This is a genomic window from Aquibium oceanicum, from assembly GCF_001889605.1.
Taxonomy (GTDB): Bacteria; Pseudomonadota; Alphaproteobacteria; order Rhizobiales; family Rhizobiaceae; genus Aquibium; species Aquibium oceanicum.
Genome location: NZ_CP018171.1, coordinates 2275440 through 2290171 on the forward strand (window position 1 = coordinate 2275440; position 14732 = coordinate 2290171).

The 14732-nt window shown below is 64.8% G+C and carries 13 protein-coding genes; 10 read left to right on the forward strand and 3 right to left on the reverse strand.

Translation table 11 applies throughout. The annotated features are described in order from the left end of the window. The first annotated feature begins 11 nt into the window (after positions 1-11). From BSQ44_RS11270 to BSQ44_RS11300, 7 genes are read left to right on the forward strand one after another with little or no spacing between them, the layout of a single operon-like run. Positions 12-887 (forward strand): branched-chain amino acid ABC transporter permease, encoded by an 876-nt coding sequence (locus BSQ44_RS11270; protein WP_072604101.1) that lies wholly within the window; start codon positions 12-14, stop codon positions 885-887. Positions 888-893: 6 nt separating this feature from the next. Then, positions 894-1898, forward strand: a complete 1005-nt coding sequence (locus tag BSQ44_RS11275; RefSeq protein ID WP_072604102.1) for a branched-chain amino acid ABC transporter permease — start codon at positions 894-896, stop codon at positions 1896-1898. Continuing rightward, complete coding sequence (locus tag BSQ44_RS11280) at positions 1895-2677, forward strand: ABC transporter ATP-binding protein (protein WP_072604104.1); 783 nt, start codon at positions 1895-1897, stop codon at positions 2675-2677. Before BSQ44_RS11275 ends, BSQ44_RS11280 begins: the two co-directional genes overlap by 4 nt. After that, on the forward strand, positions 2670-3365 hold the full coding sequence (locus BSQ44_RS11285) for an ABC transporter ATP-binding protein (protein ID WP_072604106.1): 696 nt from the start codon (positions 2670-2672) through the stop codon (positions 3363-3365). Before BSQ44_RS11280 ends, BSQ44_RS11285 begins: the two co-directional genes overlap by 8 nt. A gap of 27 nt (positions 3366-3392) precedes the next feature. Beyond that, on the forward strand, positions 3393-4334 hold the full coding sequence (locus BSQ44_RS11290) for an alpha/beta hydrolase (RefSeq protein ID WP_083534697.1): 942 nt from the start codon (positions 3393-3395) through the stop codon (positions 4332-4334). A 60-nt stretch (positions 4335-4394) separates the two neighbouring features. Beyond that, positions 4395-4943 carry a MarR family winged helix-turn-helix transcriptional regulator gene (locus tag BSQ44_RS11295; protein ID WP_072604108.1) on the forward strand — a complete coding sequence of 183 codons (549 nt, stop codon included), beginning with the start codon at positions 4395-4397 and terminating at the stop codon, positions 4941-4943. Next, complete coding sequence (locus BSQ44_RS11300; RefSeq protein WP_072604110.1) at positions 4940-5692, forward strand: SDR family NAD(P)-dependent oxidoreductase; 753 nt, start codon at positions 4940-4942, stop codon at positions 5690-5692. The genes BSQ44_RS11295 and BSQ44_RS11300 overlap by 4 nt, the downstream gene beginning before the upstream one ends. A gap of 42 nt (positions 5693-5734) precedes the next feature. Here BSQ44_RS11300 and BSQ44_RS11305 read toward each other — a convergent pair whose 3' ends face one another. The 3 genes from BSQ44_RS11305 to BSQ44_RS11315 form a co-directional block, all read right to left on the reverse strand. Then, on the reverse strand, positions 5735-5908 hold the full coding sequence (locus BSQ44_RS11305) for a hypothetical protein (RefSeq protein WP_157894583.1): 174 nt from the start codon (positions 5906-5908) through the stop codon (positions 5735-5737). Between the two features lie 185 nt (positions 5909-6093). Beyond that, positions 6094-7266, reverse strand: a complete 1173-nt coding sequence (locus BSQ44_RS11310) for a M20 family metallopeptidase (RefSeq protein WP_072604112.1) — start codon at positions 7264-7266, stop codon at positions 6094-6096. Next, positions 7266-8084 carry an IclR family transcriptional regulator gene (locus tag BSQ44_RS11315; RefSeq protein ID WP_162276740.1) on the reverse strand — a complete coding sequence of 273 codons (819 nt, stop codon included), beginning with the start codon at positions 8082-8084 and terminating at the stop codon, positions 7266-7268. Before BSQ44_RS11315 ends, BSQ44_RS11310 begins: the two co-directional genes overlap by 1 nt. An 89-nt stretch (positions 8085-8173) precedes the next feature. On the opposite strand from BSQ44_RS11315, the gene BSQ44_RS11320 reads away from it, so the two are divergent. From BSQ44_RS11320 to BSQ44_RS11330, 3 genes are read left to right on the forward strand one after another with little or no spacing between them, the layout of a single operon-like run. Then, complete coding sequence (locus tag BSQ44_RS11320) at positions 8174-12067, forward strand: hydantoinase B/oxoprolinase family protein (protein WP_072604115.1); 3894 nt, start codon at positions 8174-8176, stop codon at positions 12065-12067. A 27-nt stretch (positions 12068-12094) separates the two neighbouring features. After that, positions 12095-13693: an ABC transporter substrate-binding protein gene (locus tag BSQ44_RS11325; protein ID WP_157894584.1), complete on the forward strand. Its 1599-nt coding sequence runs from the start codon at positions 12095-12097 to the stop codon at positions 13691-13693. 31 nt (positions 13694-13724) lie between these two features. Next, positions 13725-14732, forward strand: a complete 1008-nt coding sequence (locus BSQ44_RS11330) for an ABC transporter permease (protein WP_072604117.1) — start codon at positions 13725-13727, stop codon at positions 14730-14732.

A 14732-nucleotide genomic window follows, 5' to 3' on the forward strand; every position in this document is an offset into this window, starting at 1 on the left:
GGAGTGCTTCCATGGAGCAGTTTCTCGCCTCGCTGGCGTTCATCATTCTGTACGGCGGGACATATGGTGCCGTGCTGTTCATCATCTCCGTCGGGCTGGTCATGACCATGGGGCTGATGCGCGTGCCGAACCTGGCGCACGGTGCATTCGCCGCGCTTGGCGGATATCTGACCATCCTGCTGATGAACCAGGCGGGCGCGAACTACTTCGTCGCCGTCCCCGTTGCGGTCATTCTCGTCGCGGCTCTCGGGGCGCTCGCGGAGCGCACGATCTATGTACGCCTCTACAACATCCCCGAACTGGACCAGATCCTGCTGACGGTCGGTATCGCCTTCATTTTCGTCGGAGGACTGGCGCTGACGTTCGGGCCGAACGTCTTCACCATCAGGCTGCCCGAGGTGCTGAGCGGATCGGTGGACCTGTTCGGGCGTTCGTTCCCGGTCTACCGCGTCTTCCTTCTCGCCGTCGGCGCGCTGATCATCCTCGGGTTCTGGCTCGTCTTCGACCGCACGACGCTGGGCGCGAAGCTCCGCGCGGCGGTCGACAACCGCAGCATGGCGCAGGCGACCGGCATCAATGTGGAGCGCATCGTGATGCTCGCCTTCGCGGCCGGTACCGGCCTCGCGGCACTGGGCGGCGCCATCGGTGCCGGCTTGTTTCCCCTGGAGCCGCTCTATCCGATCAAGTACCTGACCATCATCTTGATCATCGTGGCGCTATCCGGCTTCGGCAACATCAAGTCGTCGATCGTCGTCGCAATGGTGGTGGGCATCGCCGACACCGCGGCGCGCTACTACCTTCCGGAACTGGGCGGCTTCGCCATCTACGCACTCGTCATCGCGGCGGTCGCCATGCGCCCGGCCGGAATGTTCGCCAGGCAGGGATAGGCACGGATGAAGATCACTGTCTCTTCCACGGGCCTGAGTGCCCTCGACCGGCCGCGTTTGCCGATGATCGCGCTGGTCGTCTTCGCGCTGGCGCTGGCCGTCTTCTTCGTCTTTCCGGACCGCCTTTCGCTTGCCGCCTATATCGGCATATTCGCGCTGTTTGCGCTGTCGCTCGATCTGGCGCTCGGCATGGCGGGCATCGTCACGCTCGGTCATGCCGCGTTCTTCGGCGTGGGAGCCTACACCGCGGGGTGGCTGGCGCTTGCCGGCTGGCAGGAGCCGATCACCGGCGTCGTGATCTCGGGCCTCTGTGCGGCCGCGCTGGCAGGGGCGCTCGGGCCTTTCATCCTGCGCCTGACGGGTTTGCCTCTGGTCATGGTCACGCTGGCCGTCGGCGTCTTTCTGTTCGAGGCCGCGAACAAGCTCACGTGGCTGACGGGTGGAGACGACGGGCTGTACGGGATGACGTTCAGCCCGGTCCTCGGCATCTTCGAGTGGTCGATCTACGGCACGACCGACTATCTCTACGTGCTCGCCTGGCTCGCTCTGGCTTTCTACGGCTGCCACAGGCTGACGACGTCGAACTTCGGACTGGCGCTGCGCGGCGTCCGCGAGAATCGCCTTCGCATGAGCCTGCTCGGCTCGTCGGTCCTCGCGCAACTCACCCTTGCCTATGCACTCAGCGCCTTCATAGCAGGGGTTGCCGGCGCCTTGCTCGCCCAGACGTCCGAGTTCGTCGGTCTCGAAGTCCTGAGCGTCGAGAAGTCGATCGACGTAGTGGTGATACTCGTGCTCGGAGGCGTCGGCCACCTCTACGGCGCGCTTCTCGGCGCGCCGGTCTACCTGCTCATCAAGGACATGAGCAAGGAGTGGAACCCGCACGCCTGGATGATCATCATCGGGTTCATGCTGGTCTTCGTCATGCTGGTGGCGCGTGGCGGCATTCACGGCGTGCTTCACAAGGTGATCGCGCGTTCTCGAGGCAAACTCCCGAATGGAGAACCCCGGTGACCGACAACCTCCTCGAAGCGATCGGCCTGCAGAAGTCGTTCGGCGCGCTGAAGGTGGCACAGGACGTCACGCTTCGGCTTCGTGTCGGCGAACGCCACGCGCTCATCGGGCCGAACGGCGCGGGCAAGTCGACGCTGGTGGCACTGCTTTCCGGCGTCCTCGCTCTCGGCGGCGGCCGGATCCTGCTCGGGGGGCGCGACATCGGCCGGTCCTCCCCATCGCAGCGCACGCGTGAAGGGCTGGTCCGCACCTTCCAGGTGTCGAACCTCTTCGGCGGATTGACGGTGCTCGAGAACGTCTATCTTGCCGTCAGCGAACGGGCCGGCGCCAGCTTCCGGCTTTGGCGTCCGGCATACCGGAATACTGACCTGATCGACCGGGCGCATGAGATACTGGAGCAGCTCGGCCTCGGCGAAGTGGCCCGGACGCGGGTCGACCAGCTGGCCTACGGTCAGCAGAGGCTCCTCGAAATCGCCATCGCCCTGGCGCTTAGACCCAAGGTCCTGCTTCTCGACGAACCGACCGCCGGAATTCCATCGACCGAGGCCGGCATCCTCCTCGACGCGCTGGACCGGCTCCCGCCGGAGATCGCGATACTGCTCATCGAGCACGACATGCAGGTGGTCCGCCGCTTTGCCTCGACGGTCACCGTCCTGGTGGAAGGGAAGATACTGATGACCGGCAGCCCGATCGAAGTGATGAGCTCCGAGGAGGTCCGCTCGGTCTATCTGGGCAAGGCGGGACAGACGCGCTTCGCATCCGAGGTGGCACATGCTTGAGGCCGAACGTCTCACGGGAGGGTGGGGTCCCACGATCGTCGTGGAGAACGTGGACCTGAATGTCGGCGATGCCGAGTGTCTGGCGATCGTGGGGCGCAACGGCGTCGGCAAGACGACGCTCCTCGAACTCGTTGCCGGGAGGACCAGTGCGAAATCGGGTCGCCTGCGTCTCGACGGGCAGGATCTGGTGCCGCTGTCGATCTATCAGCGCGCCCGTGCCGGGCTCGGCTATGTTCCCCAGAACCGCGAGGTGTTTCCGACGCTGACCGTCCGCGAGCATCTTTCGATCGCGTCGCGGCCGGGGCGCTGGACGCGCGAGAAGGTCCTGGAACTGCTGCCCCGGCTGGGCCAGCGTCTCGACAACCTCGGCTCGCAGCTGTCCGGCGGGGAGCAACAGATGCTGGCGATCGCGCGGGCATTGCTTGGTAATCCCCGGCTGATCCTGATGGACGAACCATCGGAAGGCCTTGCGCCGGTCGTGGTCGAACATCTCATCTCCGTGCTTCGGGAGATCATTTCGGACGGGTCCCTGTCGATGATCCTCGTCGAGCAGCGGATCGATCTCGCCCTGGAGCTGTCCGACCGTTTCATCATCATGGACCGCGGGCAGATCACCTATCAGGCGAACAGCGCCGACTTCGACCTTGAGGCCGGCCGCCTGCCGGAACTCATGGGCCTCACACACTAGAAAAAACGGAAAGCACGAAGGTACGACATGGCGTTCATCCATCCGAAACTGCGTCCCCTCATCAAGGCCGCAATAGGCCAGCCGACGATCGCCGGGCTCGCCCCGTCGGACGTTCGGACCAAATCCGAGGAGAGGGCACGCGCCCGCCCCAAGGGTCCGGAAATCGACCGGGTTTGGGACCGCACGGTGACCGCCGAAGACGGACACGAGGTGCCGGTCCGCATCTATTGCCCGGCATCGGCGCAAGGGGTCGTCGTCGCCATGCATGGCGGCGGCTGGATCGCGGGCAGCATAGACACCTTCGACGACGTGTCCCGACATATCGCCAACGATTCCGGCCAGGCCGTTGTCAATGTCGGTTACAGGCTCGCCCCCGAAAACCCGTTTCCCGCCGGCCTGAACGACGTGCTGGCCGTGCTGCGCTGGGTGGCCCGCCATGGCGCGGACGAAGGCATTCCGGGCGAGAAACTGATGCTTCTGGGCGATTCCGCCGGCGCCAACCTCGCAGCCGCGGCGGCGCTGACCTTCAGGGACGCGGCGGAGCCGAACATCCTCCTGCAGGTGCTCGTCTATCCGGGCCTCGATGCACGGATGGAAAGCGAGACGCACGAGCTTTATCAGGAAGGCTACATACTGAGCAGCAACGACGTCGCCCACACGTTCCGGACCTATGGCGTGGGCCAGACGGCCGAGGCGGACGACTGGCGCGTCTCGCCCCTGCGTGCCGATGACGTGACAGGCGTCGCGCCCGCGCTGCTGATCTCGGCGGAGTGCGACCCGCTCCGCGGCGACTCGGTCGCCTATGCGCAAAAGCTGCTCGAGGCGGGCGTCCCGGCGACGCACGTCACCTATTCCGGCGTCACCCACCTGTTCTTCGGCATGCGGGCGAGCCTGGAGGCGAGCAAGATGGCGCAGTTGCAGGCGGCGGCGGCGATACGCGACGCGGTTCGAAATCCCAGCCAGGAATGATTGTGAGGCTTCCAAAAATTCCATATCAATGCAGCGACTTGGGGAAACTACGGATGCATCGTGGCTCAGAAGAATAGCGAAAGCGGTATCATCTTCGACGACATGCGGGCGTTCGCGGAACTCTGGGCTCGCGAACTTCCGAGTTCCGATCCCGAGTTGTTCGGGCTCATCGGGTCGATACTCCGTCTGGCGTCGCTGCTCGAGAACGAATTCAGAAGCTACACGCAGGCCACCTTCGACATGGGCACCGGCGACATGCGGATTCTTCTTGCCCTCCGTCGCGCAGGAGCACCCTTTGCCATGCGGCCCACGGATCTCTTCCAGTCGCTGCTGATTACCTCCGGCGCGGTCACCAAGCAGGTGGAGCGGTTGACGAGGCGCGGATTGGTCGATCGCATCCCCGACGCGAACAGGAAGCGCAGCTGGCAGATCCATCTGACCGAGAAGGGAAAGGAAGTGACGGACGTGGCCCTGGAAGCGATCGGTTCCCGCTTCGACATCGCCTCCGCGTTTCATCGCATACCGCTGTCGGAACGCAGGGCCGGCAACGAGTTCCTGGTCAAGATGATAGAAGGCTACAAGGCGTCCCCGAACGAGGCGGCAGGATGAGGCTCGCCGGCCGGACGGCGATCGTCACCGGCGGTGCCTCGGGGATCGGGTTCTCCTTCGCCGAGCGCTTCGTCGCGGAAGGAGCGAAGGTCGTCATCGCGGATGTTCGCGGCGCGGCCGCGGCGGCGGAAAAGTTGGGAGGCGAAGACACCTGCATAGGGATCGAGGCGGACGTCTCCTCCGAGGACAGCGTTGGCCGCATGATCGACGCCACGCTCGCTCAGTTCGGCCAGCTCGACATCCTGATCAACAACGCCGCGATCTCCTCGACCTTGAAGCCTACGCCTTTCGAGATGACGTCCCTTACGGAATGGGAAAACATCTTCCGGATCAACACGTTCGGAACGTTTCTATGCTGCAGGGCTGCGGCGGAGCCCATGCGCGCGGCCGGTAGCGGACGGATCATCAACATAACGTCCGGCACCGCGTTCAAGGGCACGCCCCTGATGATGCCCTATGTCGCCAGCAAGGGAGCCATCATCAGCATGACTCGCGCGCTGGCAAACGAACTCGGCCGGAACAACATCCTGGTGAATGCCATCGCGCCGGGCTTCACGGAAACTGATGCCATGAAGCAGAACACCGAATTCTATGCGGCTGCAAAGGATGTTGCCGTTTCCACTCGAGCCCTCAGGCGGGAAGCTCGTCCCGGGGATCTGGTCGGAGCCGCCGTTTTCCTGGCGAGCGATGACTCCTCCTTCATCACCGGACAGATACTCGCCGTCGACGGCGGCTCGGTCTATCACTGAAGCGCACCGACAAAGCTGCCCCAGCAAACGTGCCGCGGGTGGTTACGCGGTCACCTTGTATTCCTCCGCTCCGAGGGCGGCATCGGCCTGAACCGGCATGCCCAGTACGATCAGCGGAAAACCATCCTCGAGTTCCCGCCGGCGCGCCGCGGCCAGCATTTCATACATGTCCGGATGCACCCGGATCCCGTCAGGAAGCCTGTTCTGCTCCTCCATCCGAAGCAGTTCCGTGCTGGCGCGATCCAGGAAGTCAGCGAAACCTCGCGGGTGCATGAATTCTCCTCCATAATCTTCCTTGGAAGATGACATGGAAGCCCTATCTCGGTCAACCTTCCAGCAATTCGTGATCAGACGGACTGCCTCTGCAAGCCCGTCCGCCGACACACGAGCCGTTCGGAGGACTACGAAGCCACTTCGTCTATCGAGATCGACTTGGCACTGATCGTCCGCAGGAGTTCTGCAAAAAGGTCGATTCGTGGCACGACCGACGACAGGATGATGTGCTCGTCCAGTGTATGGGCACCGGCGCCGTCGACGCCGAGCCCGTCGAGTGTCGGCACGTCCATAGCCGCGGTGAAGTTTCCATCGCTCCCTCCGCCTGCCGAGATGCCTATGAGGTCGATCCCGAGACCGGCGGCGAGGTTGCGGGCATGCCGGAACAGCGCCCGGGAGCCTTCGCTCGCATCGAAGGGCGGCCGGTTGAGATCGCCTTCGATCGACAGAACGACGTCGGGGTCGCGGGGCCGCAGCGACCGGATGGCGGCGAGCGTCGGTTCCACGTGGTCGAGACGCTGCACACGGACGTCCACCTCGATAAGGCAGTGCGCCGCGATCGTGTTCGGGCTCGTTCCGCCGCTGATAGTCCCGACGTTGACGGTAATGCCCGCGTCAAGATCCGTCAGCGCATCGAGGGCAGGAATCTGCCTAGCGATCTCGCTGATGGCGTTGCGGCCGAGTTCGAAATTCGAGCCGGAATGAGCCGGTTTCCCGGTGGCGGTAATTACGAAGCGTGCGACGCCCTTGCGGGCCGTGACGATCTTGCCGCCGTCGCGTGCCGGTTCCACCACCAGCGTCGCGAGCGCGTTTCGGGCCTCGCTTTCGATGACCGAGCGTGAGGAGGGGCTGCCGATCTCCTCGTCGGGAGAGAAGAGGAAGGTCACCGGCACTTCGGGTGACTGCCCCGTCTCCCGGAGCCGCCGCCAGGCGGAAAGCGCCATCAACGCCGAACCCTTCATGTCGTAGATGCCCGGGCCGTACAATCGGTCTGACTCTATGCGCCACGGCAACGCGGATTCCAGCGTTCCCTCGGGATGGACCGTATCGAGATGCGCCAAGACGAGAATTCCGGGACCGGCAGTGGCGGGCCCACCGCGCGCGAGCAACGTGCGGCAGGCACCGTCACCGCCGCCAGCCCATTCGACGGCAAGACCCGCATCGGTGCAGCTCTGCGCGACCATGCGAAGCAGTCGCTCTACGGCGTCTCTGTCCCTGCTGAATGTTTCGATCGAAACCCACTGCCTCAGCTCCGCTACGTAGTCGTCGAGCCGTCGTGAATCCGTCTCCGCGCCGCTCATCAGCCCTGACCCAACGCCTTCGAGACCGCTTGCGCGGCGCCGACGACCACCGGCGCGAGTTCTGCCTCCACCCGCTCCACGGACCAGCGCGGCCAAGGCACTGCAATGTTGATGGCGGCGACGACGGCGCCGTCTTCGCCGAAGACGGGCGCGGACACGGAGATGTCTCCGATGAAGGCTTCCTGGTTCGACAGGCTGTAGCCGTGCGTGCGCACCCTGGCGCAGGCTTCCAGGATCTCGTCGGGATCGGTCTTAGTATTCGGGGTATGCGACCTGAGATCGCTCGCCGCCAGGATGCGCCGAGCTTCCTCTTCCGGAAGGTTCGCCAGGATCGCGCGACCAGGCGCGGTACAGAAGATCGGCAGCCTGGAGCCGGTCGACAGATCGACGCTTACCACGTGGCGGCTCGGGTAGCGCAACACGTAGACCACGTCCTCGCCCTCGCGCTCCGTCAGGTTCACGGTCTCCTCGCAACTGGCGTTGACTGCCTCCAGGATCGGTCCGGCGATCTCGTGCAGGCGGCTGGACGCGATGTAGGACGCGCCGAACTCGAGCATTCGCGCCGACAGGCTGTAAAGGCGGGTGGCTTCCGCTTGCCGGAGATAGCCCAATGCCCGCAGCGTGTAGAGCACGCGCTGGGCGGCACTTTTTTCGATCCCGCTCAACCGTACGACCTCGGTCAGGCTGAGCGGCTTTCGTTTCGCATTGAAGGCGGACAGCACCTGGAAGGTCTTTTCGACCGAACCGAGGAAGCGGCCGTCCATGGCCTTGTCCTTGCGGCCCGGCACGCGGTCGGCCGTGATTTCGATTGCGTCCAATGGAGCCTCCCCCCTTGACAGCGAGCGGAGCCCGTTTAGCATTGTCGCTATACGATAGCAAGTATCGCTATGCGACACGGGAAACGAGTATGACGCGCGAACGTGGCTGCCGGATCGGTTTCGACATCGGAGGAACCTTCACCGATTTCGTGCTTCTCGAAACCGATACGGGCCGGTTGCACACGCACAAGGCTCTCACCACCTCGTCCGACCCTGCCGCCGGTTCCATCGCCGGGCTCCAGGCCCTTGTCGAGAAAGCCGGCAAGACGTTCTCGCAGGTCGCCGACATCGTCCACGGGACGACCATCGTCACCAACGCCATCATCGAACGCCGGGGCGCCAGGACGGCGCTGCTGACCACCCGCGGTTTTCGGGACGTGCTCGAGATGGCTACCGAGCAGCGCTACGACGCGCACGATCTGTTCCTTCACTTCCCCAAGCCGCTGGTCGAACGATCCATGTGCTTCGAGGTCGACGAGCGCGTCGCCGCCGACGGCTCCGTGGTCGTTCCGATCGGGGCGCAGCAGGTGCGCGACCTGCTCTCCACCGCGGTGGCGGCGGGCGCCGAGGCAATTGCCGTTTCGTTCTTGCATGCCTACAGGAACGATGCGCACGAGCGCCTCGTCGCCGGCATCGCCGCTGACGAGTTCCCGGGCATTCCCGTGTCGCTGTCGAGCGAGGTCTGCGCGGAGGTGCGCGAATACGAGCGCACGACGACGACGACGGCGAACGCCTACGTCATGCCGCTGATCGATCCGTATGTCCGCAGCATCGAGGGCGCGTTGCGCGAGCGCGGGTTTTCCGGGTCGCTTTATCTGATGCAGTCGTCGGGCCAACTGGCCTCGCCCGAGATGGCGCGGCGCTTTCCTGTCCGCCTGCTGGAATCCGGTCCGGCCGGTGGTGCGATCGCGGCCGGCTATTTCGGCCGCATCGCTGGCCATGACGACGTCATCGCCTTCGACATGGGCGGGACGACCGCGAAGGTCTGCCTCATCGAACATGGTCGCGCCGACGTGGCCCCGATGATCGAGGCGGCCCGCGAGCACCGTTTCAAGCGCGGAAGCGGTTTGCCGATCAAGGCACCTGTCATCGACATGATCGAGATCGGCGCCGGCGGCGGCAGCATCGCTCATTTCGACGAACTGGGTCTGATGAAAGTCGGTCCACGCAGCGCGGGGTCTGCGCCGGGGCCCGCCTGCTACGGACGCGGCGGAGAATTTCCCACGGTCACGGACGCCAACCTGCTTCTCGGCTATCTTGACGGCGCCTCGTTCCTCGGCGGGCGGATGCCGCTCGACGACAAGGCGGCGGACGCGGCCTTCGGGCCGATCTCGGAGAGGCTATCCGACAGCAGCATCGCTGCCGCCTGGGGCGTCCTCGCTGTCGTCTGTGAAAACATGGCGGGCGCCGCGCGCGCCCACATCGTCGAGAAGGGCAGGGACCCGCGCGGCTACACGATGGTCGCATTCGGTGGCGCCGGTCCGGCCCATGCCATCCGCGTCGCCAAATCGCTCGGCATGGCGAAGGTCATCGTCCCCCAGGCGTCGGGTGTGGCGTCGGCGCTGGGGTTTCTCGGAGGACGGGTCGGTCACGACGCGGTTCGCTCGGCGCCCGGGCTATTGGCCAATCTCGATTGGGCCGCGGTAAACGACCTGCTGGGAGAACTCGAGGCTGACGGCCGGCTCCTCGTCGCAGAGGCGGGAGTCCGCCCCGATGAGATCGAGATTCGCCGGCAGGTCGAGTTGCGGCTGGCGGGGCAGGTCCACAATCTGCAAGTTGCCGTGCCGGACGGTGGCGTGGGTGCCCACAGCGTGAAGCACGTCACTGCCGCATTCGCCGAGGAGTATCGCCGGCTCTACGAGCGCGAACCGAGCCACGCCGACATCGAGGTCATCAGCTGGCGCGTAACGGCGCTCGGACCCGACCCGGAACTGTCCCTTGCCTCGCTCGCGCGCCCCGACGGCGCCGGCAGCGTGTCGAAGGGAAGCCGGCCAGTCTGGTTTCCGGAGGAGAAGGGGTTCCTCAAAACGCCAGTCTACGATCGCTACGCCCTTGTGGCGGGGCAGGGGATCGACGGACCGGCCATCATCGAGGAGGACGAATCCACGACCGTCGTGCCTCCCGGCGACCGTGTCGAGATCGACGCCGCGGGAAGCCTCGTCATCCACCTATCGCACGGCCTGGTAGCCGCGGACCGGCCGGAGGTGTCGGCGTCGCTGCCAGATCAGGTTGCGCGCCTGGAGGCGGACCCGATCGGGCTGGAAATCATGTGGAGCCGCCTGATCAGCATCTCGGAGGAGTCCTGGCTCACCGTCATCCGCACGGCCTTCTCGCTGATCATCGGCGAGATGCAGGATTTCGCCTGCGAGATCCTGGATGCCGAGGGCCAGTCGCTGGCGCACTCGCCGCGAGCCATGCCGGTGTTCAACATCACCCTGATGTCGGCCGTCCAGGCGCTCCTGCAGGAGTTTCCCGCCGAGACGCTGGAGCCGGGAGACGTCCTGGTGACCAACGATCCCTGGATCTGTGCCGGTCACCTCTTCGATGTCGGCGTGGTCACGCCGGTGTTCCGCAACGGCAAGGTCGTGGCGATGATCGGCTCGATCGGCCACGTCAGCGACATCGGTGGCACGAAGGACAGGATGCGCGCGCGGGAGATATACGAGGAAGGGATCCAGATCCCGCCCATGAAGCTCTATCGCGGCGGCAAGGCGAACGAGGATCTCTTCCGTCTCATCCGCGCCAATGTCCGCAACGCTCCGCAGGTGATCGGCGACATAGAGGCGCTGGTCGCCGCGAATGCCGTCGGCGCCCGCCGGCTGGAGGTCTTCCTCGAGGAGTACGGGCTTGAAGACCTCACGGCGCTGGCGACCGTCATCCAGTCTCGTGCCGAGCGGGCCATGCGCGATGCCATCAGGGTCATTCCGGACGGGGTCTACCGCAGCGAGATCGAACCGCTGAGCAACGGCGTGCGTCATACGTTCCCCGTGACGATCACCGTCCGCGGCGACGAGATCGAAGTGGATTACGAAGGCTCTCCACCAGAACTCCTGCAGGGCGGCCTCAACTGCACGCTCAACTTCACCCAGGCGAAGACATTCTTCGCATTGAAGTGCCTGCTCACCCCGTCGATCCGGGCGTCCGCGGGATGCTATCGGGCGCTGACGGTGAAGGCGCCGGAAGGCTCGATCGTGAACTGCAGCGCGGGCACTTCGGTCGGGCTGCGGCATCTGACGGGATCCTACCTCGTCGGCAACATCTTCCAGGCCCTGTCCACGGCGATGCCCGAGGCGGTGCAGGCCTACAGCGGGCTCCCCGCCATCGTCCACTTCTTCGGAAAGGACGAGGCCGGCCGCTCCTTCAGCGAACATCTCTATCTCGGCGGCGGTCAGGGAGCGTCGGCCGCGCAGGACGGAAAGTCCGCCGTGCTGTGGCCGACCAGCGCGTCCAACGGCTCGGTCGAGGTGCTCGAAACGCGTGCGCCCGTACTGGTGCTGGAAAAGGCCTATGTCCCCGAAAGCGCCGGGGCAGGCCGCAACCGCGCCGGTCTCGGCCAGCAATTGCGCGCGCGGCGAATCCGTTCGCGCGGTCCCCGGGTAATGGTGAACTGCTATCCCGAAGGCGTGGGCTTCAACGCGAGCGGCATGGCCGGCGGATCGTCCGGCGGCGGTGCTCATTTCCGCATGCATGGCGAAGATGGCCGCCTCCTGCAAGACTACGGAAGCGGGTCGGTCGACACGCTGACGGCAACCGACCAGATCGTCGAGGTTCGCGTCGGCGGTGGCGCCGGCTATGGCCGACCATTCGACCGGCCGGTCGAAGACGTCGTGTCAGACCTTGGCTCCGGCTACATCAGCCGCAAGCAGGCTTCCGAAATCTACGGAGTCGCTCTCGACGGCGCCGGAGCCCTCGATGCGGAAGGGACGGCCCGCCTGAGGGGCGGCGACGTCGCAAAGCGCGTTCACGCAGTCCAGCTGAAATAAACAATGGGGAACAGAAGGAGCAACCCGATGCTGCGCATGAGGTTTCTAACGACAGCTTTTACCGCGGTTCTCGCGGCGGGCGTCACGTTCGGCGTGTCCACGACGGACGGTAAAGCTTACGAGGTCGTGGACGGAAGCAAGATACTCGTCTGGGGCGGGCGAACCCCCGTCAGCAACTTCGATCCGCATCAGCGGTTCGACGCCCCGCATCACGTGTTCCAGTCGGCCATCTACGAGCCGCTGGTAAAGTACAAGGGCAATCCGTCCGAGATCGTGCCCTGGCTCGCGGAGAGCTGGGAGATGAACGACGATGCCACCGAATGGACGTTCAAGCTCGACCCGCGGGCGAAATTCCAGAACGGCGATCCCGTGGATGCGGCCGCTGTGAAATACTCCTTCGCGCGGGCGCTGAAGATCAACAAGGCGGTCGCCTGGATGCTTTCCGGCAACCTGAAGGAGGAGAACATCGAGGTCGTGGATCCGTCCACGGTCCGCTTCAACTTCGACGTGCCTTCGCCGAGCTTCATCGGCTATCTGCCGTGGTGGATGATCGTCAATCCCAAGCAGGTCGCCGAGCATGAGGTCGACGGCGACCTCGGTCAGGCGTGGATGATGACCGATACCGCCGGAAGCGGACCCTTCCGCGTCAAGCAGTTCCGGCCGGACGCTGTCTACCAGCTTGAAGCACTCGATGACTACTGGCGCGGTTGGCCGCAGGGCGACAAGCACCTTGGCGGGGTGATCTATCAGGTGATCCGGGAACCCTCGGCGCAGCGTACGGCGCTGATGACGAAGCAGGCCGACATCGTCGAGGGCCTGACCACGGCGGATTACCAGCAGGTGGCAAACGTTCCCGGCATCGTGATCGAGAACAACGTCGGTTCCAGCCCGTTCGCGATAAAGTTCAACTACCAGGACGGACCTACCAAGGACGTCAACCTCCGAAAGGCGATTGCCTACGCCTTCGACTACGAAGCACTGCCGGAGCTTTACGCGGGCGATGCGACCTTGATGACCAGCCCGTTCCCGAGCGTGCTGAAGGGCCATGTCGAGATCGACGGTTTCCCGCGCCGCGATCTGGAAAAGGCGAAGGAGTATCTGGCAAAGACCGAGTGGGCCGACGGTGGGCTCGAACTCGAATACGTCCATCAGCAGGGCAATGACGAGACGCGCCGCGTCGGCCTGATCCTGCTCAACAGCCTCAAGGATCTCGGCATCGATGTGCGTATCACGCCGCTCCTCTGGGCCAACATGGTCGCGAACGCCCAGAGCATCGAAACGGCGGCCGACATGACCGGCCTGTTCATGGCGACATACACGTCCGATCCGGACTCGGCCGCGACGCAGTATCACAAGAGCGCCTGGGGCCAGTGGTTCGGGGTGAGCCACTACGACAATCCGGAAGTGTTCGACCTGATCGAGAAGGGCCGGAAGACGGCCGCCTGGGATGAGCGTGCGCCCATCTATGCCGAGATCCAGGAAAAGATCACGGCCGATCAGCCGGAGCTGTTCGGGTACACGCCCAACGTCCGCCTCGCGCACCGCGACTACGTGAAGGGGTACGAGTACACTTCGATCAAGATGTCGGGCTTCGCCGACTTCGGCAGCCTGTGGATCGAAGACTGATCCCGCGGGCCGGGCATAGGATACCGGGACGATGACCCTCTATCTCGTCAGGCGGCTCCTCGTCCTGGGAACCATGATGTTCGGCCTGCTCTGCATCACGTTCTTCATCGCCAACATCGCTCCTGGGGATCCGGCCGCGCTCGCGGCCGGCCCCAATGCGACCAAGTCGATGGTCGAGACCATTCGGGTCGAATACGGTCTCGACAAGCCGCTGTGGGAGCAGTTCTCCCGATACGTCACGGACGTCTTCACCGGTGACCTCGGCCGCTCCATCTCGACCACGCGGCCTGTCATCGACCACATTGCCGAAGCATTTCCCGCGACGATGGAGCTGGTGCTCTTCGCGATAGGCTTCGCCGTGGTGATGGGCGTCTCGCTCGGCGTCCTGGCCGCGGTCTGGCGCGACACGTTCGTCGACCATGCGGTACGCCTGTTCGCCGTGTCGGGCATCGCACTGCCGATGTTCTGGTTCGGCCTCCTGCTCCAGCTTCTTTTCGCGGTCAAGCTCGGCTGGCTGCCCGTGAGCGGCCGCCTCGGCCTCATCACCGAACGCCCGGAGCCGATCACGCATCTGCTGATCCTGGATTCGATGCTTCGCGGCATGTGGGGGACGGCTTTCGAGGGATTGCGCTACATCGCGATGCCGGCACTGGTCCTTTCGTTTCCATGTCTGGCTTCGGTGGCACGCGTCGCCCGTTCGGAGATGATCGAGACCATGGCCTCCGACTACGTGCTCGGCGCCCGTGCGCATGGACTGGGTGCGTTCAGCATCCAGATCCGTCACGCGCTGCGCAACGCCATGCTGCCGGTGCTGGCGCTGATCGGCCTGCGCTACGGCTGGATGCTGGGCGGCACGGCGCTGGTCGAAACCGTCTTCGACTGGCCGGGGCTGGGGCTGCTGATGGTCAATTCCGTCCTGATGTCGGATTTCAAACCCGTTCTGGCGGTCACCCTGATCATCGGCTTCAACGTCATGCTGGCGAACTTTCTGGTCGACATGGCCTACGCCTGGTTCGACCCGCGACTGCGGCAGGGCTGA

Bases quoted from the DNA above. Each gene is read 5' to 3' on its own strand.
- BSQ44_RS11285 (WP_072604106.1), top strand. From the start codon at position 2,670: ATGCTTGAGGCCGAACGTCTCACGGGAGGGTGGGGTCCCACGATCGTC.
- BSQ44_RS11275 (WP_072604102.1), top strand. From the start codon at position 894: ATGAAGATCACTGTCTCTTCCACGGGCCTGAGTGCCCTCGACCGGCCG.
- BSQ44_RS11290 (WP_083534697.1), top strand. From the start codon at position 3,393: ATGGCGTTCATCCATCCGAAACTGCGTCCCCTCATCAAGGCCGCAATA.
- BSQ44_RS11300 (WP_072604110.1), top strand. From the start codon at position 4,940: ATGAGGCTCGCCGGCCGGACGGCGATCGTCACCGGCGGTGCCTCGGGG.
- BSQ44_RS11330 (WP_072604117.1), top strand. From the start codon at position 13,725: ATGACCCTCTATCTCGTCAGGCGGCTCCTCGTCCTGGGAACCATGATG.
- BSQ44_RS11320 (WP_072604115.1), top strand. From the start codon at position 8,174: ATGACGCGCGAACGTGGCTGCCGGATCGGTTTCGACATCGGAGGAACC.
- BSQ44_RS11325 (WP_157894584.1), top strand. From the start codon at position 12,095: ATGCTGCGCATGAGGTTTCTAACGACAGCTTTTACCGCGGTTCTCGCG.
- BSQ44_RS11310 (WP_072604112.1), bottom strand. From the start codon at position 7,266: ATGAGCGGCGCGGAGACGGATTCACGACGGCTCGACGACTACGTAGCG.
- BSQ44_RS11270 (WP_072604101.1), top strand. From the start codon at position 12: ATGGAGCAGTTTCTCGCCTCGCTGGCGTTCATCATTCTGTACGGCGGG.
- BSQ44_RS11305 (WP_157894583.1), bottom strand. From the start codon at position 5,908: ATGGAGGAGCAGAACAGGCTTCCTGACGGGATCCGGGTGCATCCGGAC.